The organism is Streptomyces glaucosporus (assembly GCF_039533345.1).
In the GTDB taxonomy this organism is placed as follows: domain Bacteria; phylum Actinomycetota; class Actinomycetes; order Streptomycetales; family Streptomycetaceae; genus Streptomyces; species Streptomyces glaucosporus.
On record NZ_BAAATJ010000006.1, the window covers coordinates 1 to 26,432 of the forward strand.

28 protein-coding genes and 1 pseudogene are annotated in these 26,432 nt (G+C 75.0%); 17 read left to right on the forward strand and 12 right to left on the reverse strand.

All coding sequences use genetic code 11. From position 1 onward, the window contains the following. The 6 genes and pseudogenes from ABD358_RS09065 to ABD358_RS09090 all read left to right on the forward strand — a co-directional run. Window positions 1-322, forward strand: a pseudogene (locus ABD358_RS09065) (hypothetical protein); the annotation flags it as partial. A 26-nt stretch (window positions 323-348) separates the two neighbouring features. After that, complete coding sequence (locus ABD358_RS09070) at window positions 349-1,539, forward strand: segregation and condensation protein A (protein WP_344630372.1); 1,191 nt, start codon at window positions 349-351, stop codon at window positions 1,537-1,539. Further along, complete coding sequence (gene scpB, locus ABD358_RS09075) at window positions 1,536-2,288, forward strand: SMC-Scp complex subunit ScpB (protein ID WP_344630373.1); 753 nt, start codon at window positions 1,536-1,538, stop codon at window positions 2,286-2,288. The genes ABD358_RS09070 and scpB overlap by 4 nt, the downstream gene beginning before the upstream one ends. A 46-nt stretch (window positions 2,289-2,334) precedes the next feature. After that, window positions 2,335-3,447 (forward strand): pseudouridine synthase, encoded by a 1,113-nt coding sequence (locus ABD358_RS09080; RefSeq protein ID WP_344630374.1) that lies wholly within the window; start codon window positions 2,335-2,337, stop codon window positions 3,445-3,447. A gap of 80 nt (window positions 3,448-3,527) precedes the next feature. Next, complete coding sequence (locus ABD358_RS09085; RefSeq protein ID WP_344630375.1) at window positions 3,528-4,553, forward strand: ADP-ribosylglycohydrolase family protein; 1,026 nt, start codon at window positions 3,528-3,530, stop codon at window positions 4,551-4,553. A gap of 72 nt (window positions 4,554-4,625) precedes the next feature. Continuing rightward, entirely contained in the window at window positions 4,626-5,414 is a 789-nt protein-coding gene (locus ABD358_RS09090; RefSeq protein WP_344630376.1) for a nucleotidyltransferase domain-containing protein, read from the forward strand. 50 nt (window positions 5,415-5,464) lie between these two features. Here the strand turns inward: ABD358_RS09090 and ABD358_RS09095 are convergent, their stop codons facing one another. Together ABD358_RS09095 and ABD358_RS09100 are read right to left on the reverse strand one after the other, a co-directional pair. Further along, window positions 5,465-6,439, reverse strand: a complete 975-nt coding sequence (locus ABD358_RS09095) for an SMP-30/gluconolactonase/LRE family protein (RefSeq protein ID WP_344630377.1) — start codon at window positions 6,437-6,439, stop codon at window positions 5,465-5,467. A 232-nt stretch (window positions 6,440-6,671) separates the two neighbouring features. Continuing rightward, window positions 6,672-7,385 carry a nucleotidyltransferase domain-containing protein gene (locus ABD358_RS09100; protein WP_344630378.1) on the reverse strand — a complete coding sequence of 238 codons (714 nt, stop codon included), beginning with the start codon at window positions 7,383-7,385 and terminating at the stop codon, window positions 6,672-6,674. A gap of 170 nt (window positions 7,386-7,555) precedes the next feature. On the opposite strand from ABD358_RS09100, the gene aroH reads away from it, so the two are divergent. The 5 genes from aroH to der all read left to right on the forward strand — a co-directional run bounded on the left by aroH (window position 7,556) and on the right by der (window position 12,216). Beyond that, window positions 7,556-7,918, forward strand: coding sequence for a chorismate mutase (gene aroH, locus ABD358_RS09105; protein ID WP_344630379.1), 363 nt, complete (start codon window positions 7,556-7,558; stop codon window positions 7,916-7,918). After that, window positions 7,915-9,003 carry a prephenate dehydrogenase gene (locus ABD358_RS09110; protein WP_344630380.1) on the forward strand — a complete coding sequence of 363 codons (1,089 nt, stop codon included), beginning with the start codon at window positions 7,915-7,917 and terminating at the stop codon, window positions 9,001-9,003. Before aroH ends, ABD358_RS09110 begins: the two co-directional genes overlap by 4 nt. Window positions 9,004-9,124: 121 nt before the next feature. After that, window positions 9,125-9,856, forward strand: coding sequence for a (d)CMP kinase (cmk, locus tag ABD358_RS09115; protein WP_344630381.1), 732 nt, complete (start codon window positions 9,125-9,127; stop codon window positions 9,854-9,856). Next, window positions 9,853-10,542 carry a lysophospholipid acyltransferase family protein gene (locus ABD358_RS09120; protein WP_344630382.1) on the forward strand — a complete coding sequence of 230 codons (690 nt, stop codon included), beginning with the start codon at window positions 9,853-9,855 and terminating at the stop codon, window positions 10,540-10,542. The genes cmk and ABD358_RS09120 overlap by 4 nt, the downstream gene beginning before the upstream one ends. Before the next feature lie 207 nt (window positions 10,543-10,749). Further along, a complete protein-coding gene (der, locus tag ABD358_RS09125) occupies window positions 10,750-12,216 on the forward strand; it encodes a ribosome biogenesis GTPase Der (protein WP_344630383.1) in 1,467 nt (488 codons plus the stop codon). A 90-nt stretch (window positions 12,217-12,306) separates the two neighbouring features. On the opposite strand, the gene ABD358_RS09130 is transcribed toward der, so the two are convergent. Both ABD358_RS09130 and ABD358_RS09135 read right to left on the reverse strand, forming a co-directional pair. Continuing rightward, window positions 12,307-12,609 (reverse strand): hypothetical protein, encoded by a 303-nt coding sequence (locus ABD358_RS09130; RefSeq protein WP_344630384.1) that lies wholly within the window; start codon window positions 12,607-12,609, stop codon window positions 12,307-12,309. 68 nt (window positions 12,610-12,677) lie between these two features. Further along, window positions 12,678-13,511 carry a hypothetical protein gene (locus ABD358_RS09135; RefSeq protein WP_344630569.1) on the reverse strand — a complete coding sequence of 278 codons (834 nt, stop codon included), beginning with the start codon at window positions 13,509-13,511 and terminating at the stop codon, window positions 12,678-12,680. A 591-nt stretch (window positions 13,512-14,102) separates the two neighbouring features. On the opposite strand from ABD358_RS09135, the gene ABD358_RS09140 reads away from it, so the two are divergent. Genes ABD358_RS09140 through ABD358_RS09150 form a run of 3 tightly spaced genes read left to right on the forward strand, consistent with a single transcriptional unit; the run spans window position 14,103 to window position 17,303 of the window. Continuing rightward, complete coding sequence (locus ABD358_RS09140; RefSeq protein ID WP_344630385.1) at window positions 14,103-15,383, forward strand: glycosyltransferase family 4 protein; 1,281 nt, start codon at window positions 14,103-14,105, stop codon at window positions 15,381-15,383. Then, a complete protein-coding gene (locus ABD358_RS09145) occupies window positions 15,380-16,264 on the forward strand; it encodes a hypothetical protein (RefSeq protein ID WP_344630386.1) in 885 nt (294 codons plus the stop codon). The genes ABD358_RS09140 and ABD358_RS09145 overlap by 4 nt, the downstream gene beginning before the upstream one ends. Window positions 16,265-16,310: 46 nt before the next feature. Further along, window positions 16,311-17,303, forward strand: coding sequence for a helix-turn-helix transcriptional regulator (locus ABD358_RS09150; protein ID WP_344630387.1), 993 nt, complete (start codon window positions 16,311-16,313; stop codon window positions 17,301-17,303). An 11-nt stretch (window positions 17,304-17,314) separates the two neighbouring features. Here ABD358_RS09150 and ABD358_RS09155 read toward each other — a convergent pair whose 3' ends face one another. The 6 genes from ABD358_RS09155 to ABD358_RS09180 are packed head-to-tail and all read right to left on the reverse strand — an operon-like array spanning window position 17,315 to window position 20,495. Further along, complete coding sequence (locus ABD358_RS09155; RefSeq protein ID WP_344630388.1) at window positions 17,315-18,043, reverse strand: SRPBCC family protein; 729 nt, start codon at window positions 18,041-18,043, stop codon at window positions 17,315-17,317. Beyond that, on the reverse strand, window positions 18,036-18,698 hold the full coding sequence (locus tag ABD358_RS09160; protein ID WP_344630389.1) for a hypothetical protein: 663 nt from the start codon (window positions 18,696-18,698) through the stop codon (window positions 18,036-18,038). The genes ABD358_RS09155 and ABD358_RS09160 overlap by 8 nt, the downstream gene beginning before the upstream one ends. A 1-nt stretch (window position 18,699) precedes the next feature. Further along, a complete protein-coding gene (locus ABD358_RS09165) occupies window positions 18,700-18,957 on the reverse strand; it encodes a gas vesicle protein GvpG (protein ID WP_344630390.1) in 258 nt (85 codons plus the stop codon). A gap of 14 nt (window positions 18,958-18,971) precedes the next feature. Beyond that, window positions 18,972-19,727 carry a GvpL/GvpF family gas vesicle protein gene (locus tag ABD358_RS09170; RefSeq protein ID WP_344630391.1) on the reverse strand — a complete coding sequence of 252 codons (756 nt, stop codon included), beginning with the start codon at window positions 19,725-19,727 and terminating at the stop codon, window positions 18,972-18,974. Continuing rightward, window positions 19,724-20,143 (reverse strand): gas vesicle structural protein GvpA, encoded by a 420-nt coding sequence (locus ABD358_RS09175; protein WP_344630392.1) that lies wholly within the window; start codon window positions 20,141-20,143, stop codon window positions 19,724-19,726. The genes ABD358_RS09170 and ABD358_RS09175 overlap by 4 nt, the downstream gene beginning before the upstream one ends. Before the next feature lie 31 nt (window positions 20,144-20,174). Then, window positions 20,175-20,495, reverse strand: a complete 321-nt coding sequence (locus tag ABD358_RS09180; protein ID WP_344630393.1) for a gas vesicle protein GvpO — start codon at window positions 20,493-20,495, stop codon at window positions 20,175-20,177. A 306-nt stretch (window positions 20,496-20,801) separates the two neighbouring features. Between ABD358_RS09180 and ABD358_RS09185 the strand changes: the two genes are divergently transcribed. Continuing rightward, on the forward strand, window positions 20,802-21,017 hold the full coding sequence (locus ABD358_RS09185; RefSeq protein WP_344630394.1) for a proteinase inhibitor I78: 216 nt from the start codon (window positions 20,802-20,804) through the stop codon (window positions 21,015-21,017). A gap of 149 nt (window positions 21,018-21,166) precedes the next feature. On the opposite strand, the gene ABD358_RS09190 is transcribed toward ABD358_RS09185, so the two are convergent. After that, entirely contained in the window at window positions 21,167-22,195 is a 1,029-nt protein-coding gene (locus ABD358_RS09190) for a phosphatase PAP2 family protein (RefSeq protein ID WP_344630395.1), read from the reverse strand. Window positions 22,196-22,639: 444 nt separating this feature from the next. On the opposite strand from ABD358_RS09190, the gene ABD358_RS09195 reads away from it, so the two are divergent. Both ABD358_RS09195 and ABD358_RS09200 read left to right on the forward strand, forming a co-directional pair. After that, entirely contained in the window at window positions 22,640-24,439 is a 1,800-nt protein-coding gene (locus ABD358_RS09195; protein ID WP_344630396.1) for an MFS transporter, read from the forward strand. A gap of 65 nt (window positions 24,440-24,504) precedes the next feature. Beyond that, window positions 24,505-25,689: an acyl-CoA dehydrogenase family protein gene (locus ABD358_RS09200; protein WP_344630397.1), complete on the forward strand. Its 1,185-nt coding sequence runs from the start codon at window positions 24,505-24,507 to the stop codon at window positions 25,687-25,689. A gap of 22 nt (window positions 25,690-25,711) precedes the next feature. On the opposite strand, the gene ABD358_RS09205 is transcribed toward ABD358_RS09200, so the two are convergent. Further along, the gene (locus ABD358_RS09205) at window positions 25,712-26,152 is read right to left on the reverse strand and encodes a cell division protein SepF (protein WP_344630398.1); all 441 of its coding nucleotides are present in this window, start codon (window positions 26,150-26,152) and stop codon (window positions 25,712-25,714) included. Window positions 26,153-26,432: the final 280 nt, after the last annotated feature.

Consider the following 26,432-nt stretch of genomic DNA (forward strand, 5'->3'; position numbering starts at 1 on the left):
GGCCCAGCCGCCCGCCCAGCCCGCCGCAGGCTCCCGCGGCCAGACCAGGGGACGCCCCGCCGCAGCGGCTCCGCCGCACCGGCGCGGCCGCGCCGCCCCCCGGCGCCCCAGCGGCCGCGAGCGCCACGACGAGAAAATCACGGTCTACGTCTCCGCCGAGGAGCTGATGGACCTCGAACACGCCCGGCTGGTGCTCCGCGGCGAGCACGGCCTGGCCGTGGACCGGGGACGGATCGTCCGCGAGGCGGTCGCCGTGGTCCTCGCCGACCTGGAGTCCCGCGGCGACGCGAGCATCCTCGTACGCCGCCTGCGCGGCCACTGATCCACGGGGCGGTAGCCTGCCCGGCGATGCCGACAGCCGACGACCCCGTACCGCGTCCCCGGCCCTCCCGGCGCCCGCTGGGCCGGGGGCCGGGGGCGACGCCGTCCCGGCCCGTTCCGCCCCCGGAACCCGCACCCGCTCCGGAGCCCGCGCCCGCACCCGCCCCGGAATCCGCGCCCGGGCCGGGACCGGAGACGCCCGGGGCGTCCGAGGCACCCGAGACCCCCCGGGCGGAGCCCTCCGCCGCTTCCGGCCGCCCCGCCCCGCCCGGCAGCGGGCCCGTCCCGGAGGAGGCCCCGGGCCTCCCGGGCCACGGCGCCGCCGGTGCGGACCCCGGCGTCCCGGCGAAGACCCGCCAGGACGGCGGCGAGCCGGGCGACGGCCGCTTCAAGGTCGTCCTGGACAACTTCGAGGGCCCCTTCGACCTCCTCCTCCAGCTCATCGCCAGGCACAAGCTGGACGTCACCGAGGTGGCGCTGTCCAAGGTCACCGACGAGTTCATGGCCCACATCCGTGCCATGGGCCCCGACTGGGACCTCGGCCAGGCCACCGAGTTCCTGGTCGTCGCCGCCACCCTCCTCGACCTCAAGGCCGCCCGGCTGCTGCCGGCCGCCGAGGTGGAGGACGAGGCCGACCTCGCCCTGCTGGAGGCCCGCGACCTGCTCTTCGCCCGGCTGCTCCAGTACCGCGCGTACAAGCAGGTCGCCGCAGTCCTCGACGAGCGGATGACGGCCGAGGCCCGCCGCCGGCCCCGTACGGTGGGCCTGGAACCGCACCACGCCGAGCTGCTGCCCGAGGTCGTCCTCACCATCGGCCCCGAGGGCCTGGCCCGCCTGGCGGCGAGGGCGATGCGGCCCAGGCCGGAACCGCAGGTGTACGTCGACCACATCCACGCCCCGCTGGTCAGCGTGCGCGAGCAGGCCGGGATCGTGGCGGGACTGCTGAGGGAGAGGGGCGAGGCCACCTTCGCCGAGCTCACCGAGGACACGTCCGACACCCTCACCGTCGTCGCCCGCTTCCTGGCGCTGCTGGAGCTGTACCGGGAGCGCGCGGTCGCCCTCGACCAGGAGGAGGCCCTGGGTACGCTCACCGTGCGCTGGACCGGCGGGGAGGGGACCCGGCCGCCGGTCACCGGCGAGTTCGACGAAGGGGACGGTGAGGGGGACGGCGGGGAGGACGGCGACGGGAACGGCGGAGGGAAGGAAGACCGGAGATGAACGCGGAAGAGGGCGCCGCGGGCGGGCGCGCCGAGCACACCGGGCGGCCCGGCGGCACGGCCCCGGAGCAGGCCCCGGGGACCGGCCGGGGCACGGCGGACGGCGGGCGGGAGGAGCCCGGGGCGGCCCCCCTGCCCGCCGGCGCCTCCACCGTCGCCGGACTCGACCTCAGACCCGCCCTGGAGGCGGTCCTGATGGTCGTCGACGAACCCGCGACCGAGGAGCACCTCGCCAGGGTCCTCCGGCGTTCCCGCCGGGAGGTCGCGGTGGCGCTGCGGGAGCTGTCCGACGAGTACGCCCGGCAGGGCCGCGGCTTCGACCTGCGCCCCGTCGCGGGCGGCTGGCGGTTCTACACCCGCCCCGAGTACGCCGACGCCGTCGAGGCCTTCGTCCTGGACGGGCAGCAGGCCCGGCTCACCCAGGCCGCCCTGGAGACCCTCGCGGTGGTCGCGTACCGGCAGCCGGTGAGCCGCTCCAGGGTCTCGGCCGTGCGCGGAGTGAACTGCGACGGGGTCATGCGCACCCTCCTCCAGCGCGGTCTGATCGAGGAGGCGGGCACGGAACCCGGGACAGGTGCGATCCTGTACAGGACGACGAACTACTTCCTGGAGCGGATGGGCCTGCGGGGCCTGGACGAACTTCCGGAGCTGGCGCCCTTCCTCCCCGAGGCGGACGCGGTCGAGGCCGAGAGCCAGGAGGGCGTGCCGTCGTTCGACGTGGACGACAGCGGCGATTCCCCGACGTCGTAGAGGTCGAAGAGACAGCCGACGTAGAGACAGTTAGACGGAAACCTTGATGCGAAGCAGCGGCAGGAACAGCAACCGGAACTACCGGGGCGCGGGCAACAGCCGCGACGACAGGCAGAAGCGCGCGGGCCGTCCCCGCCCCGAGGAGCGCCGTTACGACGTGGGCACGGGCGGCCGGCCCGGCAAGCCCAAGGGGCAGGACGGCGGTCCCAAGGCAGGGCCCAAGGCGGGCCCCGAGGCAGGGCCCAAGGCGGGTCCCAAGGGAGGTCCCAGGAGCGGCTCGGGCACCGGCTTCAAGGGAGCGGCCAAGGCCGGCCCGCAGGGAGGCCGCGGGCGCGCCCGGCCCACCCGCCCCCGCGAGTACGAGGCCCAGATCGAGGAGCGCAACCGCGCCCGGCACGCCAAGCCGGCGCTCAAGCTGCCCAAGACCTTCGGCGAACCGGAGGGCGAGCGGCTCCAGAAGGTCCTGGCCCGGGCCGGCATGGGATCGCGCCGCGCCTGCGAGGAGCTGATCGACCAGCGGCGCGTGGAGGTCAACGGGAAGATCGTCACCGAGCAGGGCCTGCGCGTGGACCCGGAGAAGGACGAGATCAAGGTCGACGGCCTGACGATCGCCACCCAGTCCTACCTGTTCTTCGCGCTCAACAAGCCCGCCGGGGTCGTCTCCTCCATGGAGGACCCCGAGGGCCGCCAGTGCCTGGGCGACTACGTCACCAACCGCGAGACCCGGTTGTTCCACGTCGGCCGCCTGGACACCGAGACCGAGGGCCTGATCCTCCTCACCAACCACGGCGAGCTGGCCCACCGGCTCACCCACCCCCGCTACGGCGTCACGAAGACCTACCTGGCCGCCATCCAGGGCCCCATCCCGCGCGACCTGGGCAAGCGGCTCAAGGACGGTGTGAGGCTGGAGGACGGCTACGCCCGCGCCGACCACTTCAAGGTCGTGGAGAACACCGGCAAGAACTACCTCGTCGAGGTCTCCCTCCACGAGGGCCGCAAGCACATCGTCCGCCGCATGCTCGCGGAGGTCGGCTTCCCGGTCGACAAGCTGGTCCGCACCCGCTTCGGCCCCATCGCGCTCGGCGACCAGAAGTCCGGCTGGCTGCGCCGCCTGACCAACACCGAGGTCGGCATGCTGATGCGGGAGGTCGGCCTCTGACCGTCCGCCCCGCCGGCCCCGGCGGCCCCGGCCAGGAAACCCCTGGCCGGGGCCGTCGTCCGCCCGCCAGGATGGGCGGCATGACGACCTCCGCCGCCGAACGGCCCGCCACCGGCGCCCTGCTCGGCCTCGCCCTCGGCGACGCCCTGGGACTCCCCACCGAGTTCGACGACGTGGCGTCGATCCTGGACGGGTGCGGTCCCTGGCGCTCGATGGAACCGCCCCGGCCCGCCCTCGTCACCGACGACACCCAGATGACGCTCGCCCTCGCCCGCGGTCTGCGCGCGGCGGCGGAGAGCGGCCCGCTCACGCCCGCGCGCATGGCCCGCCCGGTGCGCGACGAGTACGTGGAGTGGTGGCGCTCGCCCGAGAACGACCGGGCACCCGGCCGCACCTGCCTCGTCGCCTGCGAACTGCTGAGCGACCGCGACCGGCCCTGGCAGGAGGCGAGCCAGGTCGGCTCCAAGGGCTGCGGCGCCAACATGCGCGTCGCCCCCCTCGGCCTGATGCCCGGCCTCGACGACGACCGGCGCGCCGGTGCCGCCCAGCTCCAGGCGGCCCTCACCCACGGTCACCCGACCGCCCTGGCCGCCAGTGACCTGACCGCGTACGCGGTGCACCTCCTGGCCCGGGGGGCGGAGCCCGGCGAACTGACCGGCCTGCTGCGCGCGTACGCCCACGACGAGCGGCGCACCGGCTACCGGGAGGAGTGGCTGGGCGACCTGTGGCGCCACGCGCACGACCCGTCCGCCGAGTCCTTCGCCGCACGCGGCTGGGACGAGTGCCTGGCCGCACTGGACCGCCTGGACGCGGCCCTGCGCGCCCCCGACCCGGAGGCCGACCCGTGCCTGGCCACGGGAGGGGGCTGGATCGCCGAGGAGGCTCTGGCCACCGGCCTGCTGTGCTTCCTCCTCTTCCCCGGCGAGCCGGTGACGGCGCTGCGCCGGGCCGCCTGCACCTCCGGCGACTCCGACTCCATCGCCTGTCTGGCGGGCGCGTTCGCCGGCGCCCACCTGGGCGCGGAGGCATGGCCCAGGGAGTGGGTCGAACACCTCGAGCACCGGGACGAACTGCTGGAGTTCGGAGCCCTCTGGGACGGCCGCTGACCACCCCGCCCCTCCCGCCCTCCCCGGAAAAACCCTGGCCGGGACGGGCGGCGGCCCGCCAGGATGGGCGGCGTGACCGACACGAGCACCACCGGCCTCCCCGACCTGCGTCCCGTCCTCGCCGAGCAGCGCCACCCGCTGGTCTTCGCGACCGTCTCCGGGGCGCACCTGTACGGCTTCCCCTCCCGCGACTCCGACATCGACCTGCGCGGAGCCCACCTGCTGCCCGTGGAGGACCTGATCGGGCTGCGGGAGGGCGAGGAGACCTCGACCCGGATGTGGGACCGCGACGGCGTCGAGATGGACCTGGTCACCCACGACCTGCGCAAGTTCGCCCGGCTGATGCTCAAACGCAACGGCTACGTCCTGGAGCAGCTCCTCTCCCCGCTGGTGGTGCACACCACCGGCACGCACGCCGAGCTGACCGCCCTCGCCCCGGCCGTGCTCACCCGGCACCACGCCCACCACTACCGGGGCTTCGCCGGCACCCAGTGGCGGCTGTACGGGAAGACGGGGCGGCTCAAGCCGCTGCTGTACACCTTCCGGGCGCTGCTCACCGGCATCCACCTCATGCGCGCCGGGGAGGTCTGCGCCCACCTGCCCACCCTCCTCGGCACGGTGCCCGAGGCGCCCCCCTACCTCCCGGAGCTGATCGAGGCCAAGGCCGGGGCGGAGCACGCACCCGTCCCCGGCGGGCAGGACGGACCGGACGCCGGGCGGGTGCGCGGGGACGTCGAGGCCCTCCACACCGTGCTGGAGGAGGCCCGGGCCGCCTCCCGGCTCCCCGACGGGCTCCCGGGCTCCTCCGTCCGCGGGGCCCTCCACGACCTCGTGGTGCGGGCGCGGAGGTCCCCGGGGTGACCCGCGGGCGCGCCCGGGGCCTTTGCGCCGGACGCGCCGGGGCGGGCGTCTCAGAGGGGGACGGCGACGACGGTGAACTCCGTGTCGGGCGTCTGGGGCGTGGTGAAGCGGGCGTTGACGAGGTAGAGGCGGTCGCGCAGGCGGGCGGCGGTGGTGGGGACGTCGAAGCGGGGGTCGGTGATCGTGCGGAGCAGGGTGGCGGAGCGGACCCCGGCGTCGAGGCGGAACACGTCGACGAGGTTCAGCCGGTTCCGCACGACGTACAGCGTGCGGCCGGCGCGGAGGAGCCCGTCGCCGTAGGCGACGTCGTCCGCGCCGCGCAGCGCGATCTCGGCGGCGTGTCCGGTCCCCGGGTCCACGCGGTAGAGCCTGCCGGGCAGACTGGCGACGACGATCAGGCCCCGGCCGTCGGGGGTGCCGACGATGCCGTTGGCGGTGAACGCGCCGGGCGTCTGCGACCAGTCGCCGCCGAGCGGCAGTCTGCGGACCTCCCCCGTGCGGCCGCGAGGCACGCCGTGAAGGACGCTGTCGTAGGAGTCGGTGAACCAGGCGCGGTCGCCGAGCAGGGCGACGTCGTTGACGAAGTGGCCGGTCGCCTCGGCCAGCCGGTACGCGGCGACGAGCCGCCCGGTGCGTGAGTCGACGACCTTCGCGGTGCCCTGCTCGCCTCCGGCGATGTAGAGCAGGCCGTCACGGTCCGCCTTCAGCCCGACGGCCGCGGTGCCGGCCGTGCCCTCGTGGACGATCCGGCCCTCGCCGGTGCGCAGGTCGGCGCGGTGGACGGAGCCGTCGGCGAGGGAGCCGAGGTAGGCGTAGGGCCCGCTGATGGTGATGCCCTCGGGGCGGAAGCCGTCGGGGAGCGGGATCTCGGTCGGCCACGCGGCCGTCCGGGAGGCGGTCCGGGCGGTGGTCCGGGGGGCGGGGGCGGCGTGCGCCGTGCCGGCGCCGGCCGCCGCCGTGAGCGCGGCGAGGGCCGCGCCGCCGAGGACGGCGCGGCGGGACGGGAGGGGATGGCTGCGGGTCATGGTCCAGGCCTCCGTGAAGGGAGTGGGACTTCGCGGGACTCTCGCGGGACTTCCGCGCACTCGGCGGCCCGCCGGCTCCGTGAGCCGGGGACCGGGCGGACCGCGCGCCGGGCCGCGTCCGGGTTCCGTCAGCCCGTAACGGGCCGTCGCCTGCCGGAGTTCCCCCGCGCCCCGTCCGTATCCGCACCCGCTCGGGCGGTCGGCGCGGCGGCCCGGCCGCCCGCGGGACGCCTCAGAGGCGGGCGCGGCGGACGCGGACCAGGAAGTCCTCGACCCTCGCGCGGTCCGGCCCGTCCGGCAGCGGGGTGCGGCCGGCGGCCTCGTCCACCTCCTCGCGCAGCCGGGCGAGCCGGGCGGCGAGCTCGGGCCAGGGCACCTCCCCGCGCCTGACCGCCAGCAGGAACTCCCGGTGGGCGCCGACGTCGAGGACCAGCTCTCCGGTGCGGAGCATGTCACGGCAGGACAGCAGCAGCCTCACCAGGTGCATCGCCTGCTTCCAGCGCGGCCCGCCCCGGTCGTGCAGCCGCGCCTCCAGCCGGTCGTACTGCCCCTCGGCGTACTTCACGAACGTGCGGTGCGCCTGCCGGGACAGGAAGGCCCCGCGCAGCGCGAGAAGCTCCTCGCCCGTGGCGTCGGCGTACTCGACGAGGGGGGAGTGGAGGCACTCCAGGATGGTGGGGTTGGCCCGCAGCCCCAGCTCGCAGAAGCGCTCCAGCTCCCAGGAGAACTGCTCCTCGGCCGGGCCGTCCACATGGGTGGGGGGCTTGTCGAGGCGCCAGAACAGCGGTGTCGGCGCGGCGTACACGCCGCGCCGGTCGGTGTCGCTGTCCGCGGTGGCCAGCCCGAAGGCGCGCGATCCCATCACACAGGCGTACACCGTGTGGTCGCGCACCAGATCGTGCGGGGTGACGGGCGCCGGGGGCACGGAGGGCACGAGGGAGGTCACGGCCGGGGATTGTGGCACGGGACGCCGCCGCCCGTCTCGCAGGGCGGGCGGCGGACGCGGACCGCGGCGGAACGCCCCTACGCTGTTCGGGACGGGCCGGCGGACATCGGCGGACATCGGTGGACTCGGCGGACTCGGTGGGCAGAGCCGCGGAAGCAGGGAGCGAACAGGTGGCGGTACGAGCGGTGCGGGGCGCCGTGCAGCTGGAACGGGACGAGGCCGGACACATGAGGGAGAGGGTGTCCGAGCTGATCACCGCCGTTCTGGAGCGCAACGCCCTGACCCCCGACGACCTGATCAGCGTCTGGTTCACCGCCACCCCCGACCTGCACAGCGACTTCCCGGCCGCCGCGGTCCGCGCGCTGGGCATCGTGGACGTGCCGCTGATCTGCGCGCAGGAACTGGACGTCGCCGGCGCCATGCCCCGCGTGGTCCGCGTCCTCGCCCACGTCGAGACCGACCTGGCCAAGACCGAGATCGCCCATGTCTACCTGGGCGCCGCCGCCGCTCTCCGCAAGGACATCGCCCAGTGAAGACAGCACTCGTCATCGGCACCGGACTCATCGGCACGTCCATCGCGCTGGCCCTGGCCGGGCGCGGCGTGCGGGTGCACTTGGAGGACCACGACACCGACCGGGTCCGCACCGCCGCCGCGCTGGGCGCCGGCACCGAGGAGCCCCCGGGGGGACCGGTGGACCTCGCCGTGGTGGCCGTGCCGCCCGCGCACATCCCCGCCGTCGTCGCCGACGTGCAGCGGCGCGGGGCGGCCCGGGGCTGCATCGACGTCGGCAGCGTCAAGGGCGGCCCCCGCCGGGAGGCCGAGGCGCTGGGCTGCGACCTGGCCACCTACCTGGGCACGCACCCGATGTCCGGGCGGGAGGTCTCCGGCCCGCTGGCCGCCACCGCCGACCTCTTCGAGGGCCGCCCCTGGGTCCTCACCCCCACCGCCGGGACCGACACCGAGGTGCTCAACCTCGCCCTGGAACTCGTGGCGCTGTGCCGGGCCGTCCCCGTGGTGATGGACGCCGACGCCCACGACCGGGCCGTCGCCCTGGTCTCGCACACCCCCCAGCTGCTGTCCAGCCTGGTGGCGGCCCGCCTGGAGTCCGCCGACGAGACGGCGGTGCGGCTGTGCGGCCAGGGCATCCGCGACGTGACGCGGATCGCCGCCTCCGACCCGGGCATGTGGATCGACATCCTGTCGGCCAACCCCGGGCCCGTCGCCGACGTCCTGGCCGCCGTCGCGGACGACCTGGAGGAGACCGTGCGGGCGCTGCGCGCCCTGGAGTCCGCCGACGAGGCCAAGCGCACCGACGGGGCGGCCGGCATCGAGGACGTGCTGCGCCGCGGCAACAACGGCCGGGCCCGGATCCCGGGCAAGCACGGGCAGGCCCCCGCCGTCTACGAGACCGTGGCCGTCCTCATCAGCGACCGGCCCGGCGAGCTGGCCCGCATCTTCGCCGACGCCGGACGGGCCGGCGTCAACATCGAGGACGTGCGGATCGAGCACGCCACCGGTCAGCAGGCGGGTCACGTCCAGCTCATGGTCGAGCCGAGCGCGGCCCGCGCCCTGGCGGCGGCGCTGCGGGAGCGGGGCTGGGCCATCCGGCAGCAGTAGGGGGCCGGGGGCACCGGTAGCCTGGTGCCGGGGCGGGGACGTTCCGCCGGCGGTCCCGCGCCGGCGCCCCGAGCCCCTCACCACCCGCGCTCCGAGCAGTTCGAGAAAGGTGCCCGACACCGTGGCAGCAACCTCCCGGCAGGCGACTTCCGTGTCCCCGGACGCCCCGGCCCCCGTCATCGTCGCCATCGACGGCCCCTCGGGCACCGGCAAGTCCAGCACCTCCCGTGCCGTGGCGGCGAAACTGGGCCTGAACTACCTGGACACCGGCGCGCAGTACCGCGCGATCACCTGGTGGATGCTGAAGCACGGCATCGACGTGCGGGACGCCGCGGCCGTGGCCGCCGCCGCGGACCGGCCCGAGATCGTCTCCGGCACCGATCCGGCCGACCCGACCATCACCGTGGACGGCGCGGACGCCTCCGGCCCGATCCGCACCCAGGAGGTCACCGACGCGGTCAGCGCCGTCAGCGCGGTGCCCGAGGTGCGCGCCCGGATCACCGAGCTCCAGCGGGCCATCGCCGCTTCCGCCCCGACCGGCATCGTCGTCGAGGGCCGCGACATCGGCACCACCGTGCTGCCCGACGCCGATCTGAAGGTCTTCCTCACCGCCTCCCCCGAGGCCCGCGCCGCCCGCCGCGGCGGCGAGCTCAAGGGCCGGGAGGGCGGGCAGGTCGACCTGGACGCGACCCGTGAGGCGCTGCTCAGGCGGGACGCGGCCGACTCCACCCGCAAGACCTCGCCGCTGAAGAAGGCGGACGACGCCGTCGAGGTGGACACCACCGAGCTGACCCTGGAGCAGGTCGTCGAGTGCGTGGTCACCCTGATCGAAGAGAAGCAGCAGGCCAGGTGAGCGGAGCGGACACAGGCCGGGGCGGAGCGTCCGGCCCGGCCGCCGTGCCCAGCGCGCGCGGCGCCGCGGCCGGACGCCGCATCGGCATCGCGCTGATACGGGGGCTGTGGCGCCCCCGGGTGCTCGGCGCCTGGCGGGTCCCGGCCGCCGGGCCGGTCATCCTCGCCGTCAACCACGCGCACAACGTGGACGGGCCGGTCCTGATGGGCACAGCGCCGCGGCCGGTGCACTTCCTGATCAAGAAGGAGGCCTTCACCGGCCCGCTCGACCCCTTCCTGAACGGCATCGGCCAGATCGGGGTGGACCGGGAGACGGCCGACCGCACCGCGATCACCCGGGCGCTGGGCGTGCTGGAGCACGGCGGTGTGCTGGGGATCTTCCCGGAGGGCACCCGGGGCGAGGGCGACTTCGCCTCGCTGCGCTCGGGCCTGGCGTACTTCGCGCTGCGCTCGGGGGCGCCCGTGGTGCCCGTGGCGGTGCTGGGCACCACCGGGGCGCGGAGCCGGGCGATATCCGCGCTGCCGCCGCTGCGCAGCCGGATCGACATCGTGTTCGGCGAACCCTTCGAGGCGGGCGACGGCAGCGGCAGACGGACCAGGAAGGCGCTGGACGAGGCGACCGTCCGCATCCGCGAGCGGCTGACCGCCCACCTGGCCGACGCCCGGCGCCTCACCGGACGAGGCTAGGCGCCGGCGCGCAACGGCCGAACGGCGATCGAACGATGATCGGGCGGCGATTGGGCGACGCGGCGCGGTTGGGCGACACTGGATCCCTGCGACCGGACTCCGCGCACCCGCGCCGCCCCGCACGGCGCGGCGCGCCGGACCGCGCACGGCGCACCGGACAAGGCCCTGCACAGGGCACGGACACACGCACACCGAGGACAGGACTTCATGAACGAGCAGACCCACGTCGGCGACGAGCACGGGCACGGTGAGCTCGGCGACGCCGAGTACGCGGAGTTCATGGAGCTCGCGGCGCAGGAGGGGTTCGACGCGGAGGAGGTCGAGGGGGCGCTCGGGGAGGCCGGACACGGCCCGCTGCCCGTGCTCGCCGTCGTCGGCCGTCCCAACGTCGGCAAGTCGACCCTGGTGAACCGCATCATCGGCCGCCGCGAGGCGGTCGTGGAGGACCGCCCGGGCGTCACCCGGGACCGGGTCACCTACGAGGCCGAGTGGGCGGGCCGCCGCTTCAAGGTGGTGGACACCGGCGGCTGGGAGCAGGACGTCCTGGGCATCGACGCCTCCGTGGCGGCCCAGGCCGAGTTCGCGATCGAGGCCGCCGACGCGGTGGTCCTCGTCGTGGACGCCACGGTCGGGGCGACCGACACCGACGAGGCCGTGGTCAAGCTGCTGCGCAGGACCGGCAAGCCCGTGGTGCTGTGCGCCAACAAGGTGGACGGCCCCTCCGGCGAGGCCGACGCCGCGATGCTGTGGTCGCTCGGCCTCGGCGAGCCCTACCCGGTCTCCGCGCTGCACGGCCGGGGCACCGGCGACCTGCTGGACGAGGTGCTCAGGGTCCTGCCGGAGGCCCCGCCGCAGAGCTTCGGCGCCGCGCTCGGCGGTCCGCGCCGGGTGGCGCTGATCGGCCGCCCCAACGTCGGCAAGTCCTCCCTGCTCAACAAGATCGCGGGCGAGGAGCGGGTGGTCGTCAACGAGCTGGCCGGCACCACCCGCGACCCGGTGGACGAGCTGGTCGAGCTCGGCGGGAAGACGTGGAAGTTCGTCGACACCGCGGGCATCCGGCGCCGCGTCCACCTCACCGAGGGCGCGGACTACTACGCCTCGCTGCGCACCGCCGCGGCCCTGGAGAAGGCCGAGGTGGCGATCGTCCTCATCGACGTCAGCGAGCCGATCAGCGTCCAGGACACCCGCATCATCTCGATGGCGGTCGACGCCGGACGCGCGCTGGTCCTCGCCTACAACAAGTGGGACACCCTCGACGAGGAGCGCCGCTACTACCTGGAGCGCGAGATCGAGACCGATCTGGGCCAGGTGAAGTGGGCGCCGCGGGTGAACGTCTCGGCACGCACCGGACGCCATGTGGAGAAGCTGGTGCCGGCGATCGAGACCGCCCTGGCCGGCTGGGAGACCCGCGTGCCCACCGGGCGGCTGAACTCCTTCCTCGGTGAACTGGTCGCCGCCCACCCCCACCCGATCCGGGGAGGCAAGCAGCCGAGGATCCTCTTCGGCACCCAGGCGGGCACCCGCCCGCCGCGCTTCGTCCTCTTCGCCTCCGGCTTCCTGGAGGCCGGCTACCGCCGCTTCGTCGAGCGGCGGCTGCGCGAGGAGTTCGGCTTCGAGGGGACGCCCATCCACATCTCGGTGCGGGTGCGCGAGAAGCGCGGACGCAAGAAGTAACCGCGGGACGCCGGAACGGGCGGCCGTACCGGGGCGCGGTGCCCCGGCACGGCCGCCCGTGTGCGTGCCCCCGCGGACGGGGGCACGCGGTCACCTGTCGTAGGGGCGGCCGTCCCGCTGGGCGGGCGGCAGAACGGCGGGGAGGAGGTCGCCGATCCGCCGCCCGCCGTTCCACTGGGCCGTCCCGGTGCCGAAGCCCGTGAACCGGAACTCCTCCTCACCGGTCCGGTCCCCGGGCAGCGCCCGGAACAGGCGCCGGTACTCGGCGTAGAGGGAGTCGTAGATCGGGGTGGCCGAGCGGCTGGACATGGGCTCGTGGGGGGCGCGCATCCCCGGGATCTGGCCGCGGTTCAGGTGCGCGTTGTGGGTGCGGGAAGGTTCGTAAGGCTGCACATCACTGCCAACGATCACGCCGCCCGGCGGATGCGGCCACGGGCGGGGGAAACGGGTGCGCGGGGCGCTCAGGTGCCGGCCAGCGGCATGGCGGCGGCCACCAGGACACCGCTCGCGGCGGCCTTCTCCAGCGCCTCGCGGAGCAGGTCCTCGCGCGGCTGCTGGCCGATGGCGCCCACCGGGGCGGCGTAGACGAAGACGCTCCGGGTCCGGCCGGCCGTCGTCCGCCAGTCGTCGGTGACCGGCAGCGGCTGGTGCGCCTGCCACCAGGAGGTCGGCTGCCCGCCCGCCACGCCGGGCTGGAGGATGGCGTGGAGCCGCCCCATGGCGAGCAGGACGGACCAGCCGGCGACGGGGGCGGGCGCCCGGGCGACGTCGTTCACCGGCATGAAGCCCTGCTCGATGAGGAGCGGCAGGAAGTCGTCCCCGGGCCCGTCGGAGCCGGGGCGGGCGATCGGGGAGGTCGGCTCGACGACGAGGGCGGGGTGGAGCCGGTCGTCGACGAGCACCTGGCCGCAGGTCACCCCGAGGACGGCCTGGCGGGGGGCGGCCCCGGATCCGGCGGACCCGGCGGGAGGACCGGGGACGCCGGGCGCGCCGACGGGGGAGAGCCGCTCCCCGGCCGGGTCGGCCGGGTGGGAGGTGATGGTGCGCACGGCGTCCTGGAGCTGGTCCTCGGAGACCGTGACGACCTGGGACGGGATGCAGCTCGCGTGGGCGAAGGCGAGCACGGCCGTCTCCTCGCCGACGAAGAGCACGGTGCTGGTGCGCTCCTGCTCGGTGTTGCCGGGAGCCCGGCAGGAGGTGCAGTCGTAGCTGCCGGGGGCGCCGTCGCCGGCGAGCAGCCGGGCGGTTTCCTCGTCGCCGATCTCGGCGCGGACGTCGTCGCTGACATCGAGCATGGGGGACACGGGTGAACTCCTGGCGTTTGGTTCCGGTTCACATGCACAACGGGCGACCGGGGACCGTGGTCACGCGCCGGGGGGAGCCCGGAGGCGCGTGCGGAGGTGCGCGGCCGGACGCGCGCCGGTCCGTACCCGCGGCCGTCGGGAACGCGGTGAGCAGCGGGTACGGCGGCCGGAACACGCCGCGGCACGGTCCTCCGACCGGGTGGGAGCCGCACCCGCGCGGGCGCGGTTGCGGCGGCCGGACGGTGCCGCGCGCCTAGCGTGGAGCGGTGCCGCAGCGCCTCCGACCCCGACCCGCTCCCGCCGCCCCCCGGTCCGCCACGGACCCGTCCGGCGCGGCGCGCCGGTCCCGTGGCCGCCCGGCGGCGGGAGCGGAGGGGGAGCCGCAGGGCCCGGCGGGACGGCCGGGGAGGCGGCGGCGCCGAAAGTTCCCGGAAGTCAACAACGATCCGGTGACCATTGGGCAACGAATCGGCCCACCCGCCCAACCCCCGGCGGTCTTCGACGGTCTTCCCGGGGGAACGCGACACCAGAACGCACCTCAGGAGCGGCTTGTCCGCGCCATTCCGTGGGACATGGAGACGGATGCATATCTCTTTCCTGCTGCATCACGGGTACGGGATCGGTGGGACGATCCGGACCACGTTCAATCTCGCGTGCGCGCTCGCGGAGCACCACGACGTGGAGATCGTGTCGGTCTTCCGGCACCGCGACCGTCCCGTCTTCGACCTCGACCCGCGGGTGCGGCTCCGCCATCTGGTGGATCTGCGCAAGCACAGTCCGGACCACGACGGCGACGATCCCGACCACGCCCGGCCGGCCCGGCTGTTCCCGCGTGCCGACGGCAACTACCGCAAGTACAGCGCTCTCACCGACCGGCGGATCGCCGAGCACCTGTCCGCCACCGAGGCGGACGTCGTGGTCGGCACCCGCCCCGGTCTCAACGCGATGATCGCCACGCACACCCGCCCCGGCCCGGTGCGCGTCGGGCAGGAGCACCTCACGCTCGCCACCCATCCGCGCGCCCTGCGGATGACCCTGCGGGGCGTCTACCCGCGCCTGGACGCGCTCACCACCGTCACCGAGGCCGACGCCCGCGACTACCGGCGCACGATGCGGCTGCCCGGCGTACGGGTGCAGGCGGTGCCCAACGGCGTGCCCGCCCCGGAGGTCGAACCCGCCGACGGCACCGGCAAGTGGGTGATCGCCGCCGGCCGGCTGGCCCCGGCCAAACGGTACGACCTGCTGCTGAAGGCCTTCGCCAAGGTCGTCCGGGAGCGGCCCGACTGGCGGCTGCGGCTCTACGGCGGCGGCCGAGAGGAACCCAGGTTGCGGAGGCTGGTGGAGGAACTCGACCTGTACAACCACGCGTTCCTCATGGGACCGGCCCACCCCATCGAGGCCGAGTGGGTCAAGGGCTCGGTCGCCGCCGTCACCTCCAGCCTGGAGTCCTTCGGAATGACGATCGTCGAGGCGATGCGCTGCGGCCTGCCGGTCGTGGCCACCGCCTGCCCGCACGGCCCGGGCGAGATCATCGCCGACGGGGTCGACGGCCGCCTGGTGCCCACCGGCGACGTCGACGCCATCGCCGGAGCCCTGCTCGAACTGATCAACGACGACGAACTGCGGCAGCGGATGGGCCGCGCCGCGATCGCGGACGCGGCCCGCTACGACCCCGCGCGGATCGGGGAGATGTACTCCTCGCTGTTCACCGAGCTCGCCGCCCGCGGCGGACGGCGCGGCATCGGACGGGTGCGCTCCTCGCTGCACCGCACCCGGGGAGCACTGCTCGGCGGGGCGTACGCCACCAAGGACGCCCTGGTCCGCGCCCGTCAAGGCGTTCTGAGAGGAGGAGGGACGGCATGACCGCGACCACCCGCAGACCCGCCGGCGAACCCGGCACGCTCCTGACGACCGCCCCGAGCGCCGACTGCACGGCGGACAGCGCCGGGGGCCTCAGCTTCGACGTCCCACTGCCCGGCGTGGCCGAGCGGTGGGACGCCGCCCTGCTGCTGCGGCTGCGCAACTCCGACCCGGAGGAGTCGGTGCGGCTGCCGCTCGTGCCGCTGTCCGGCGGCACCGGCGGCACGGTGCTGCGCGCCACCCTGCCCAGCACCGTGCCGCTGGCGGAGGGGCGCTGGGACGCCTACCTGGTGCTCGGCGAGGAGGAACCGCGGCGGCTGCTGCCCGGGTGCAACGACCTGCGCTCGCTCGTCGACCGGGTCCCGCGCACCGACCGGACCTGGCTGGGGGTGCGCATCCCGTACGCCACCAAGTACGGCAACCTCTCGGTGCGCTCCTGGCTGCGCTGGCCGCACGCCGAGGTGGGCGAGATCTGGCCCGAGGACGGCGGCGTGACCGTACGGGGACGGCTGTACGGGGCCCCGCTCGCCTCCGGCGCGCGGCTGGAGGCACGCCCGCGCCGCGCCGCCGGCCCGGTCGTCACCGGCCCGGTCGACCCGGCCGAGGGCCCCGGCTTCACCGCGCGGCTGGAGTACGGCGACCTGGCCCGCGAGCGGGAGGCGGGGGACGACTGGGAGCTGTGGCTGCGCCCCGGCGCGGACGCGGAACCGGTGCGCGTCGCCCGGATCCTCGACGACATCGCCGACAAGCAGAAGATCGTGCGCTACCCGGCGCGGCCCGCCGGCGGGGGGAAGGAGGGGGACGGGGGACTGCTGGCGCGTCCGTACTACACCGGCGCCAACGACCTGTCGGTCAGGCTGGAGCGGGCCTCCGCGGCCGCCTGACCGGGGGCCCGGGCACGCCCCCGCGGGAGGTGGCAGACTCGGCGCCATGCTGGAGACCTCGGCCCGCCTGCTGCGCCTGCTGTCCCTGCTCCAGACCCAGCGGGACTGGTCCGGAGCCGAACTGGCCGACCGCCTGGGGGTGACCCCGCGGACCGTGCGGCGCGACGTCGACCGGCTGCGGACACTGGGCTACCCCGTGCACTCCGCCACCGGGACGGCCGGCGGCTACCGGCTGGGCGTCGGCGCCCGCCTGCCGCCCCTGCTGCTGGACGACGATGAGGCGGTGGCCGTCGCCGTCGGGCTCCGCGCCGCCACGGGCAACGCGGTGGAGGGCATCGAGGAGGCCTCGGTGCGCGCCCTGGCGAAGCTGGAGCAGGTGCTCCCGCACCGGCTGCGCCACCGGGTGGGCGCCCTCACCGCCTTCACCGCCCCGCTCGGCGACCGCCGCGGCCCCACCGTGGACGTGGAGACCGTCACCGAGCTGGCCGCCGCCTGCCGCGACCACCGGCAGCTGCGCTTCGCCTACCGGGGCCACGACGGGACGGACTCCCGGCGCACCGCCGAACCGTACCGGCTGGTGTACAGCAGCCACCGCTGGTACCTGGTGGCCTGGGACACCGACCGGGCCGACTGGCGCACGTTCCGGGTCGACCGCGTCACCCTCACCCCGCCGCACGGTCCGCGCTTCGTCCCGCGCGACCCGCCCGCCGAGGACTGGGCGGCCTACGTCTCCCGGCGCCTCTCCACGGCGGTCTACACCCACTCGGCCACGGTGCTGCTGCACGCGCCGGCCGAACGGGCCGCCGAGCGGGTCGCGCCCGCGGCCGGGGTGCTGGAGCCGGTGGACGAGCACACCTGCCTGCTGCACACCGGGGCGCACACGCTGGAGGCGCTGGCCTTCCACATCGTGATGACGGGCCTCGACTTCGAGGTGCGCGACCCCGCGGAGCTGGCCGACCACATGGCGGAGCTGGCGTCCCGGCTCGGCCGGGCCGCGCGGAAGGGCCGGGCGGGGAACCGGGGGAGCGGCGGGGAGTGAGAGCGGGGCGGTCAGCGCGTGCGGTCCGCCGCGCTCCCCCCGCGCATCATCACGGAGCGCCGGAAGTCCTCCAGGTCGCGGCGGACACGGCGGGCCGGAGCGGCCCAGAGGGTCCCGGCCCTTCCGCGCAGACCGCCGGGCCGGTACTCCAGGACCAGCAGCACCCGGGTCAGGTTGCCGGCCAGCTCGTGGAACGTGGCCACGCCCCTGGCCGTGCCCCTGGCCCCGCGCGCCGCCCAGACGATGCGCTCGTCCTCGGTCTCCTGGGTGATGCGGGTGCGCCAGCCGCGCGTGGACCACAGGATCCTCGGGCGCCAGTCCGGCGCGGGCCCGCCGGACTCGTGGAGCAGCGCCCACCGGTCGTAGGTGTCGGGCAGCGGCGCGCCGACGTCGACCGACTCGCTGATCGTCACGGTCCGGTTCGCGTCTCCGCCGCCGCGCCGGCCGGCCAGTCCGCCGGTCGCCTTCCTGGCGGCGCCCCGCACGGCATCGCGCACGGCGCCCTTCACGGTGTCCTTCACGGCGCCCTTCACGGTCTCCTTCAGCACGAAGCCGACGACGGCCCCGTCGTCGGCGTCCTCCATGCCGTCGAGCCGGGCCGAGGTCTCGCCCAGCCTGCGTCCTGTGGAGGCCAGCAGACGCCGGCCCTGCGCCGCGGCGTAACCGCCGGCCGCCTCCTTGAGGCGGCCGGCGGCGGGGCTGTCGGCGACGGCCCTGACGAGGTCGCCGCCGTCAGGCACGACGGGAGCCTTCCGCGCGTCCGGCGGTGCCGGACGCCTTCCCGGAGGAGGTCTTCCCGGAGGACGGCTTCCGGGAGGAGGCCGTCCTCTTGGAGGCGGCGGCCTTCCCGGCGGGGGCCGTCTTCCCGGCCGTACCGGCCGTCTTCCTCGCCTTCCCCGCGGTGCTCTTGGTGCTCTTGGCGGTGCTCTTGGAGGTGCCGGCCGTCTTCTTCGCGGTCCGTGCCGCCGTCCTCCGCGCGGGGGAGCGCCGGGCCGTGCTCCCGCCCGCGGTTCCGCCCGCGGCCGCGCCGTCCCCGCCGGCCTTCCCGGAGTCCGCCTCACCGGAGGCGGACTCGCCGGTCCCGGCACCGCCGCCGGTCTCCTCACCGCTTCCCGGGGACACCGCGCCGAGCCGCTCGCGCACCCCCCTGGCGCCCTTCCGCAGCCCGCCGGCCGCGGCCCCGCCGGCCTTCCCGGCGGTGTCGCGCAGCCTGCCGGACACCCCGGAGAGGGCGGGGACGGTCCCCCCGATCCGCTCGCCGAGCCGGCCCGGATCCACCCCGAGCCGCCTGCCCAGTGCCAGGGCGCCCATGCCGAGGGGCAGTTTGAACTTCGTCACGCGGCCCAGCGCGTAGCCCGTGGTGAAAGCCAGCGCCAGTGCCGACCGGTTCGTCATCTCACTGGTCTCCTTGGTCTCCCTGGAGCCGCTCCTGTATGGCCTGGAGCCGGTCGAGCAGCTCGTCCTCCCGGCGGTCGAACTCCTCCTCGTCGATCAGACCCTCGTCCAACTGCCGTGACAGCTCCTGGAGTTCGCGCTGTACCGCCGAGGGATCGCAGTACTGCCGCTCCGCCTCGGCCACCACCTGCCGCAGCACCCAGCCGGCGCCGCGGAACGGCGCGGCGGGCAGCAGCAGGAGTTCGCCGATCAGGCCCACGGCCGTTCACGTCCTCACGAGGCGGCCGACCCGGCGCCGGCCTTGGCGGGCGGCTGGGTGACGAAGCTGTACGGCGGCAGCGGCCCCGTCGCCCGGACCTCCAGGTGCGGGTTCTCCTTCCCCAGCTTCTCGACGGCCGCCAGGAAGCCGTCCGAGGCGTCGCGGTCGAGGAGGAAGGAGAGGTTCGCCAGCCAGCCGGACCCCTCGGGGCCGGGGACGCACCGCCGTGCCAGGGGGGCCAGGGTGTCCTCGACCAGCCGGGCGTCCTCGCCCTCGCGTTCGCGCACGGCGCTCGCGAGGAGTTCGCCCAGCCGCAGCTTGTCCTCGTAGGAGCCGCCGCCGGAGGCGCGGTTGCGCTCCGCCAGGGACCGGGCCTCGTCGTTCTCGGCCAGGACCAGGCGCAGCACCTCCTCCTCCCGGTGCACGGCCTTCACGTTGTACTCGGACCGGCCGTCCAGCTCGTCCAGCTGCCGGGCGTAGTGCCCGGCGTTGTCGGCGAGGACCCGGCGCACCGTCTCGTCGTCCTCCGACAGGCTGCCGAAGCGCAGGGGCAGGACGGCTCCCCCGCCGCCCGCCTCGGTCAGCACGTGCTGATGGGCCATGAGGTCGCGGCGCTTGGGCCGCAGCTCCTCGGGAGCGTCGCTGATCAGCGCCGCGAGGCCCGCCTCGCGGATCACCCGCACCTCGCGGGGCGGGTCGCCGATGCCGCTCGCCCCCTCCGGCAGGGCCGGGTGGTCCGAGCGCGCGATCCCGTAGATGTAGACGCTCACTCCGTCTCCTCCTTGCGGGCATTGCCGCGGCGCCTGCGGGGCTCGGGCTCCTCGTCGGAGGAGCGGCCCTGGCGGAACGCGTCGGACAGCGTCTCGGCGGCCCCGGCCAGCGCGCCCTTGGTCTTGCTGCTGGCGCCGCTCTCGGTGGCGCTCTCCAGCACCTCCGGCAGGCCGGGCGACTTCCGGGGGCCGGACTCCAGGTCGAGGCGGTTGCACGCCTCCGCGAACCTCAGGTACGTGTCGACGCTCGCGACCACGACCCGTACGTCGATCTTCAGAATCTCGATGCCGACCAGCGAGACGCGGATGAACGCGTCGATCACCAGTCCTCGGTCCAGGATCAGTTCCAGGACGTCGTAGAGGCCGCTGCTGCCTCCACCGCCGGTGGAGCGCTGTGCGGGAACTGCAGTGGTCATGGGGAGCCACTCCTCTCCGGTTTCGCGGCTCTCAGCCGCGGCGGGACGGATCGGCCCGGCCGCGTTCGTAGCGGCGGAGCCTGCGGTACCCGGTGAGATGGCCGTCCCCGTCGAGGGTCACCTCGTACGAGGCCATCAGGCTCATCGTGTCCGGGACGCGTTCGAGCTCCAGGACCTCCACCTCAAGGGCCCAGCCGTCACCGGTCCGTTCGAACCGGGACACGCTCTCGGCGTGCAGACCCGTGAGGTCGGTGAACTCCTCCCGGGCGGTGCGCAGCACCTCGCCGGGCCGGAGGGGACGCCGTCCGTCCTCCACCGCGTGCTTGTCGTCGTCGTTCGTCTTCTCTGTCATGGGCTCCTCTCGACTCCGGATACCGCGAGGGGGAGCGCGCAAACATCCGCATTTCGAAAGGGAATTGGGAAACGTCCGGGAATTCCCTGCGCTGTTTTCCCCCGGAGTGGCCGGAATGTTTCCCCGGCATCCCCCTGGAGAAAGCCCGGAAGGCAGCCGCGGCGCTGAATTCCACAGGCCCGGAAGGACACGTACGGGTGAGCCCGGCAACGCCGTTTCCACTCCGGAGAGTTGTGACACAAGTGTGACGGCGCCACGATCCGGCCGGGACTTCCGGCTGCTCCGCCGGCACCGTACGGTGCTGCCATGGCACCGCTACCAGGGAACCCGAACACTCCGGACGACGACCCCGAGACCTACGTGGGGCTCGACGTCCGCACCGCCGAGCAGCAGGCCCGCGACCGCGGCTGGACCACCGTGCGGACGCTTCCGCCGGACGCGGTGATCACCATGGAGTACCTGTCGGGACGGCTGAACCTCACCGTCCGGGACGGGACCGTGATCCGCTGCTGGAAGGGCTGAGGACAACGCCGAAGGCCCTTGTCTCCCCCCTCGGAGGGGGGAGACAAGGGCCTTCGTGGTGCGGGGGAGAAAGGTGCGTACCGGCTCCCGCCGCGCGGTTCCGGCGCCCGTCCGGCGCCGGGAGTGCCGTCACTCCGCCTGGCGCGCCGTCATTTGCGCGGCCCCAGCGGCGCGGTGCGGGACACCGTGCGCTCCCCGGGAGGTCTGCGGCTGCCGCTGGGCGTGACGGGGGAGCGTTCCGAACGGACCGCGTGCCGCCCCGCCGCGTGGGAGGGGTGGTGGGTCCGCGGACCGTCCGGGACGCGCCCCGGACGGTCCGCGGACCGGGGGGACGCCAGGACCGGTTCGGGGGACGGGACCCCCGGCCGCGAACCCGGGGCGTGGAGCCGCCCCTCCGGCGCCGTGACGGCGGCCCGGGGGCGCAGCCGGGCGGGCAGGGGCGCGGAGCCTTCCCGCAGCCGGTACCAGTGGCTCAGCAGATACGCCTCGACACGGGCGATGAGCGGTTCGCACCAGGGCAGGGCCAGCAGGATGAGCAGCCCCGAGACCCAGCCGAGGAGCACGTCGCTGACCCAGTGGGTGCCGATGTAGACGGTGGTGACGCCCACACCGAGCGCGAAGACCGCGGCGACGACGGACAGCCTGCGCCGGGCCCGCGGCGTGGTGGCCAGATACGCCAGGATCCCCCAGGTGACCACGGCGTTGGCGGTGTGGCCGGAGGGGAATATGTCGCCGGTCAGGAACATCTCGTTCGTGCCGATGCGGTTGGCGTAGTGCGGCCCCTCGCGTCCCATGCCGAGCTTCGCCGCCCCCACGGTCACGTTCAGCAGCAGCAGGGAGGCACCCAGGGCCAGCAGCGGGCGCAGCGTCCGCTGCCGCCAGGAGCGCCAGCCGAGCCAGGCGGCGACCAGCACCGCGGTGGGGCCGCGCTGGCCGAGCACCACGAAGTAGTCGAGGAAGGCGTGGAGCTCCGGCCACTGCTTGTAGGGGCGGAAGAGCATGACCTGCCAGTCCAGCCGGACGAGGCGGGAGGTGGTCAGCACCGCCACCACGACGGCGACGTAGAACCCCAGCGTGGTGAAGAAGAGAGTCCTGCGGGTGCCGCTCATCTCCGGCGGGGGAGTGAGCGGCCTCGCTGGCTCCTGTTCCAGGCGGGCGAAGATCCGGTCGGTACGCACTCCAAAGAGATTACAGGGGGTGACCGGCGGCACCGCACAAGCCGCCGGCTTCGTAATGCCCATGTGATGTTGAATGCCCTTCGGAAGCCGCCCGAATACCCGCCCCGTATTTACCGGCCGGGGAAGAGTCCGGTCGCTTCCGGCCGCCGCTCCGGGGGCCGCCGAAGGCCGCTTCTCCGTCCCGTTTCCCGGTCGGCGGACGCAGTCAACCGGCCGTTAACCGGAGCTTGGGGAAGCCGCGGAACCCGCCCCCGCGGAGCCGCCCCGGGCGGGCCCGGCGCGGCGGCGCCGGGGAGGTCGGAGTGAGGTCGGCCACGCGGGCGCGCGGAGGACTCGCGTACGCTAACGGGCTACTCGCCCCTCCGCACCGGGCCGGACGCCGTCCCCGCGCTCCGGCATTCCCCTCGGTGACGGCCGGGCGCGAGCGCAACAGGAGGTGCGTACATGTCCGGGACGACCACGGCCGGAGCCACCAGGGCGGCGGACGTCCCCCCGCAGGGACCGCGGCGGACGGACGGGACGGGGCGCACGGCCGCCCCACCGGAGCCCGCGGGACCCGCCAACCGCTGGACGGTGCTCGTCGTCCTCTGCGTCAGCCTGCTGCTCGTGGCCGTCGACGCGACGGTCCTGCACGTCGCCGTCCCCGCGGTCTCCGAGGCGCTGCGGCCCGGCGCCGTCGAGCTGCTGTGGATCGTCGACGCCTACCCGCTGGCCTGCGCCTCCCTGCTCATCCTCTTCGGCACCCTCGGGGACCGGGTGGGGCGGCGCCGGGTGCTGCTGGGCGGATACGCCGTCTTCGGCCTCGCCTCGGCGCTGGCCGCCTACGCGCCCGGGCCGGGGACGCTGATCGCGGCGCGCGCGCTCCAGGGCGTCGGCGGGGCCATGATCATGCCCGCCACCCTGTCGGTCCTGCGGCAGGTCTTCCCGGACCGCCGCGAGCGGGCGGCGGCCATCGGCGCGTGGAGCGCGGTCGCCGCCGTCGGCGCCGCCGTCGGGCCGCTGGTCGGCGGCTTCCTGCTGGAGCACTTCTGGTGGGGATCGGTCTTCCTGGTCAACATCCCGCTGATGCTGCTGTGCATCCCCGTGGGGCGGTGGCTGCTCCCGGAGTCCACCGGGGACCGCGACGGCCCCTGGGACGTGGTGGGCGCCCTCATGGCCGCCGCCGGCCTGTGCACGCTGATCCTCGGCGTCAAACGGGCGGGCGAGGGCGAGGTGGTCCAGGCGGGGACGGTGGTCCCCGCGGTCCTGGGCGTGGCGCTGCTCGCGCTCTTCGTGCGCCGCCAGCGGCGTCGCCGGCACCCCCTGGTGGACTGCGGCAGCCTGGCCCGGCCCGCCTTCGGCACGGCCGTGGCCTGCATCGTGCTGACCGTGCTGGCGCTGGTGGGCCTGGCGCTGATCGCCGCCCAGTACCTCCAGCTCGTCCTGGGCCTCGGGCCCCTCGAGACCGGTCTGCGGCTGCTGCCGCTCAGCCTCGCCGCGATCGCCGCGGGGCTGGCGGGCTCCCGCCTGCTGCGCCTGATGGGGCCGCGCACCATGGTCGCCCTGGGCTTCGTGCTCACCGCCGCGGCCGTGCTGCTGCTGACCGCCGTGGGCGAGCAGGACCGGCCCGCCCTGCTGACCGGCGGGTTCGTCCTGCTCGGCTTCGGCCTGGAGACGACGCTGTTCGGCTCCTACGAGTCGATGCTCAACGAGGCGCCGGCCGACCGGGCCGGCGGAGCCGCCGCGATCGGCGAGACCGCCTACCAGCTCGGCGCGGGGTGCGGCATCGCCGTGCTGGGCACCGTCATGAACGCCGCCTACGCCCCCGGTGTGCGGGCGGCGGAGGGGGTGCCGGAGGGGGCCAGGACGGACGCCGCCGACTCGCTGGGAGAGGCGTACGAGGTCGCCGAGCGGCTGGGCGGCCCGGCCGGGGAGGCGCTGCGCGCCGCGGCGCGGGAGTCCTTCGTCCACGGACTGCACGTGTCGCTGCTGGTCAGCGCCGGGCTGCTGCTGGTCGGCGCCCTGGCCGCGCTGCGGTTGCCGCGGGCGGCGGAACCCCGGGAACCCCGGAAAGCCCAGGAACTCCGGGAGCCGCAGGAGTCCCGGGAGGCCCGGGAGCCGAAGGGCGGGGACGCCTCCGGGGAGAGCGCCGGAGGGCCCCGCGACGGCATCCCCCGGAAGACGCTGCCGGCCTCCGGCGGTTCCGGCGGGACACCCGAACGCCGCGACGACCCCCTCTTGTCCGGCGGTATTACCCAGCCGTAACGTCGGCGCGGACGCGAAGACCGCGCCGCGAGGACCGTCCCGCAAGACCGCCCGCCGGAGGCCCCATGCCCAGCTCCGCCCCGCCGTTCGACCCCGCCGACCCGCTCGGCCTGGACGACCTGCTCGGACCCGAGGACCTGGCGGTGCGCGACACCGTCCGCTCGTGGGCCGCCGACCGGGTGCTGCCGTACGTCGCCGACTGGTACGAGCGGGGCGAGCTGCCCGTCATCCGCGAGCTGGCCCGTGAGCTGGGCTCGATCGGCGCCCTGGGCATGTCCCTGCGGGGCTACGGGTGCGCGGGCGCGTCCGCCGTCCAGTACGGGCTGGCCTGCCTGGAACTGGAGGCCGCCGACTCCGGCATCCGCTCGCTGGTGTCGGTGCAGGGGTCGCTGGCGATGTACGCCATCCACCGGTACGGCTCCGAGGAGCAGAAGCGCGAGTGGCTGCCGCGGATGGCGGCCGGCGAGGCCATCGGCTGCTTCGGCCTGACCGAGCCCGACCACGGCTCCGACCCGGCCGCGATGCGCACGTCCGCCAAGCGCGACGGGAGCGACTGGGTGCTCGACGGCCGCAAGATGTGGATCACCAACGGCTCGGTGGCCTCGGTGGCCGTCGTCTGGGCCCGCACCGACGAGGGCGTGCGCGGCTTCGTGGTGCCCACCGACACCCCGGGCTTCTCCGCTCCCGAGATCCGGCACAAGTGGTCCCTGCGCGCCTCGGTCACCAGCGAGCTGGTCCTGGACGGCGTGCGGCTGCCGGCCGACGCGGTGCTGCCGGGAGTCACCGGGCTGCGCGGGCCGCTGAGCTGCCTGAACCACGCCCGCTACGGCATCGTCTGGGGTGCGATGGGCGCGGCCCGCAGCTGCTTCGAGGCGGCCCTGGAGTACGCGCGCACCCGCGAGCAGTTCGGCAGGCCGATCGGCGGCTTCCAGCTCACCCAGGCCAAGCTCGCGGACATGGCGGTCGAGCTCCACAAGGGCGTGCTGCTCGCCCACCACCTGGGGAGGCGGATGGACGCGGGGAGGCTCCGCCCGGAGCAGGTCAGCTTCGGCAAGCTCAACAACGTGCGCGAGGCGATCGACATCTGCCGCACCGCCCGGACGATCCTCGGCGCCAACGGGATCTCCCTGGAGTACCCGGTGATGCGGCACGCCACGAACCTGGAGTCGGTGCTGACCTACGAGGGCACCGTGGAGATGCACCAGCTCGTGCTGGGCAAGGCGCTCACCGGCCTGGACGCCTTCCGCTGACCGCCCCCGCGGCCGGGGGCGGTCAGCTCTGGTTGAAGAAACCGCCCTCGGTGCGGTGCTCCGTGCCGCTGACGACCTCGTAGTCGGAGGGGGTCAGCAGGAAGACGCGGGTGGCGACGCGGTCGATCGAACCGCGCAGGCCGAAGATCAGGCCCGCGGCGAAGTCGACGACCCGCTTGGCGTCGGCCGGGTCCATGGCCGTGAGGTTCATGATCACCGGGACGCCGTCCCGGAACAGCTCGCCGATGGTCCGGGCGTCCCGGAAGCCGTCCGGGGTGATCGTGGCGATCCGGGTGCCCTGGTCGCGGGCGGTCTCCGCGGTCACCTGCACCCGCGGGTCGGTGGCCCAGGTGTCCTGGAGGTCCTCGGTCTCGGAGCCCTCGGCATACTCGTCGTCGTAGTAGCGCATCTCGCTGTCGTCGACGAGGCCCAGCCAGGCACTCGCCTTGCGCACCGATCCCATGGACGCCTCCTCTCACAAGCACGGTCCACCGTGTCTGGCAGTGCCTCCGCCGCGGGGCCCGCATCCCTATGGTCGTCCATGATGCTGACAACGCGCCAAACAGTTACCCATTCCACGCGGGATTCGTGACGGTACTGGTGCACAAGGCGCGGGGGAGCGTGGCGCCGGAGCGCGGGACGCGGCCGCACGCGGGGGGTGACGCGGGGCGGGGCCGGCCGTCCCGCCGGACCGTTGGTCACCGAGGGCATACGGGTGAAGTGCCCGGTATCGTGGCGGCCAC

Bases quoted from the DNA above. Each gene is read 5' to 3' on its own strand.
- ABD358_RS09070 (WP_344630372.1), top strand. From the start codon at position 349: ATGCCGACAGCCGACGACCCCGTACCGCGTCCCCGGCCCTCCCGGCGC.
- scpB (WP_344630373.1), top strand. From the start codon at position 1,536: ATGAACGCGGAAGAGGGCGCCGCGGGCGGGCGCGCCGAGCACACCGGG.
- ABD358_RS09080 (WP_344630374.1), top strand. From the start codon at position 2,335: ATGCGAAGCAGCGGCAGGAACAGCAACCGGAACTACCGGGGCGCGGGC.
- ABD358_RS09085 (WP_344630375.1), top strand. From the start codon at position 3,528: ATGACGACCTCCGCCGCCGAACGGCCCGCCACCGGCGCCCTGCTCGGC.
- ABD358_RS09095 (WP_344630377.1), bottom strand. From the start codon at position 6,439: ATGACCCGCAGCCATCCCCTCCCGTCCCGCCGCGCCGTCCTCGGCGGC.
- der (WP_344630383.1), top strand. From the start codon at position 10,750: ATGAACGAGCAGACCCACGTCGGCGACGAGCACGGGCACGGTGAGCTC.
- ABD358_RS09135 (WP_344630569.1), bottom strand. From the start codon at position 13,511: ATGCTCGATGTCAGCGACGACGTCCGCGCCGAGATCGGCGACGAGGAA.
- ABD358_RS09140 (WP_344630385.1), top strand. From the start codon at position 14,103: ATGCATATCTCTTTCCTGCTGCATCACGGGTACGGGATCGGTGGGACG.
- ABD358_RS09145 (WP_344630386.1), top strand. From the start codon at position 15,380: ATGACCGCGACCACCCGCAGACCCGCCGGCGAACCCGGCACGCTCCTG.
- ABD358_RS09150 (WP_344630387.1), top strand. From the start codon at position 16,311: ATGCTGGAGACCTCGGCCCGCCTGCTGCGCCTGCTGTCCCTGCTCCAG.
- ABD358_RS09160 (WP_344630389.1), bottom strand. From the start codon at position 18,698: ATGACGAACCGGTCGGCACTGGCGCTGGCTTTCACCACGGGCTACGCG.
- ABD358_RS09175 (WP_344630392.1), bottom strand. From the start codon at position 20,143: ATGACCACTGCAGTTCCCGCACAGCGCTCCACCGGCGGTGGAGGCAGC.
- ABD358_RS09180 (WP_344630393.1), bottom strand. From the start codon at position 20,495: ATGACAGAGAAGACGAACGACGACGACAAGCACGCGGTGGAGGACGGA.
- ABD358_RS09185 (WP_344630394.1), top strand. From the start codon at position 20,802: ATGGCACCGCTACCAGGGAACCCGAACACTCCGGACGACGACCCCGAG.
- ABD358_RS09195 (WP_344630396.1), top strand. From the start codon at position 22,640: ATGTCCGGGACGACCACGGCCGGAGCCACCAGGGCGGCGGACGTCCCC.
- ABD358_RS09200 (WP_344630397.1), top strand. From the start codon at position 24,505: ATGCCCAGCTCCGCCCCGCCGTTCGACCCCGCCGACCCGCTCGGCCTG.
- ABD358_RS09205 (WP_344630398.1), bottom strand. From the start codon at position 26,152: ATGGGATCGGTGCGCAAGGCGAGTGCCTGGCTGGGCCTCGTCGACGAC.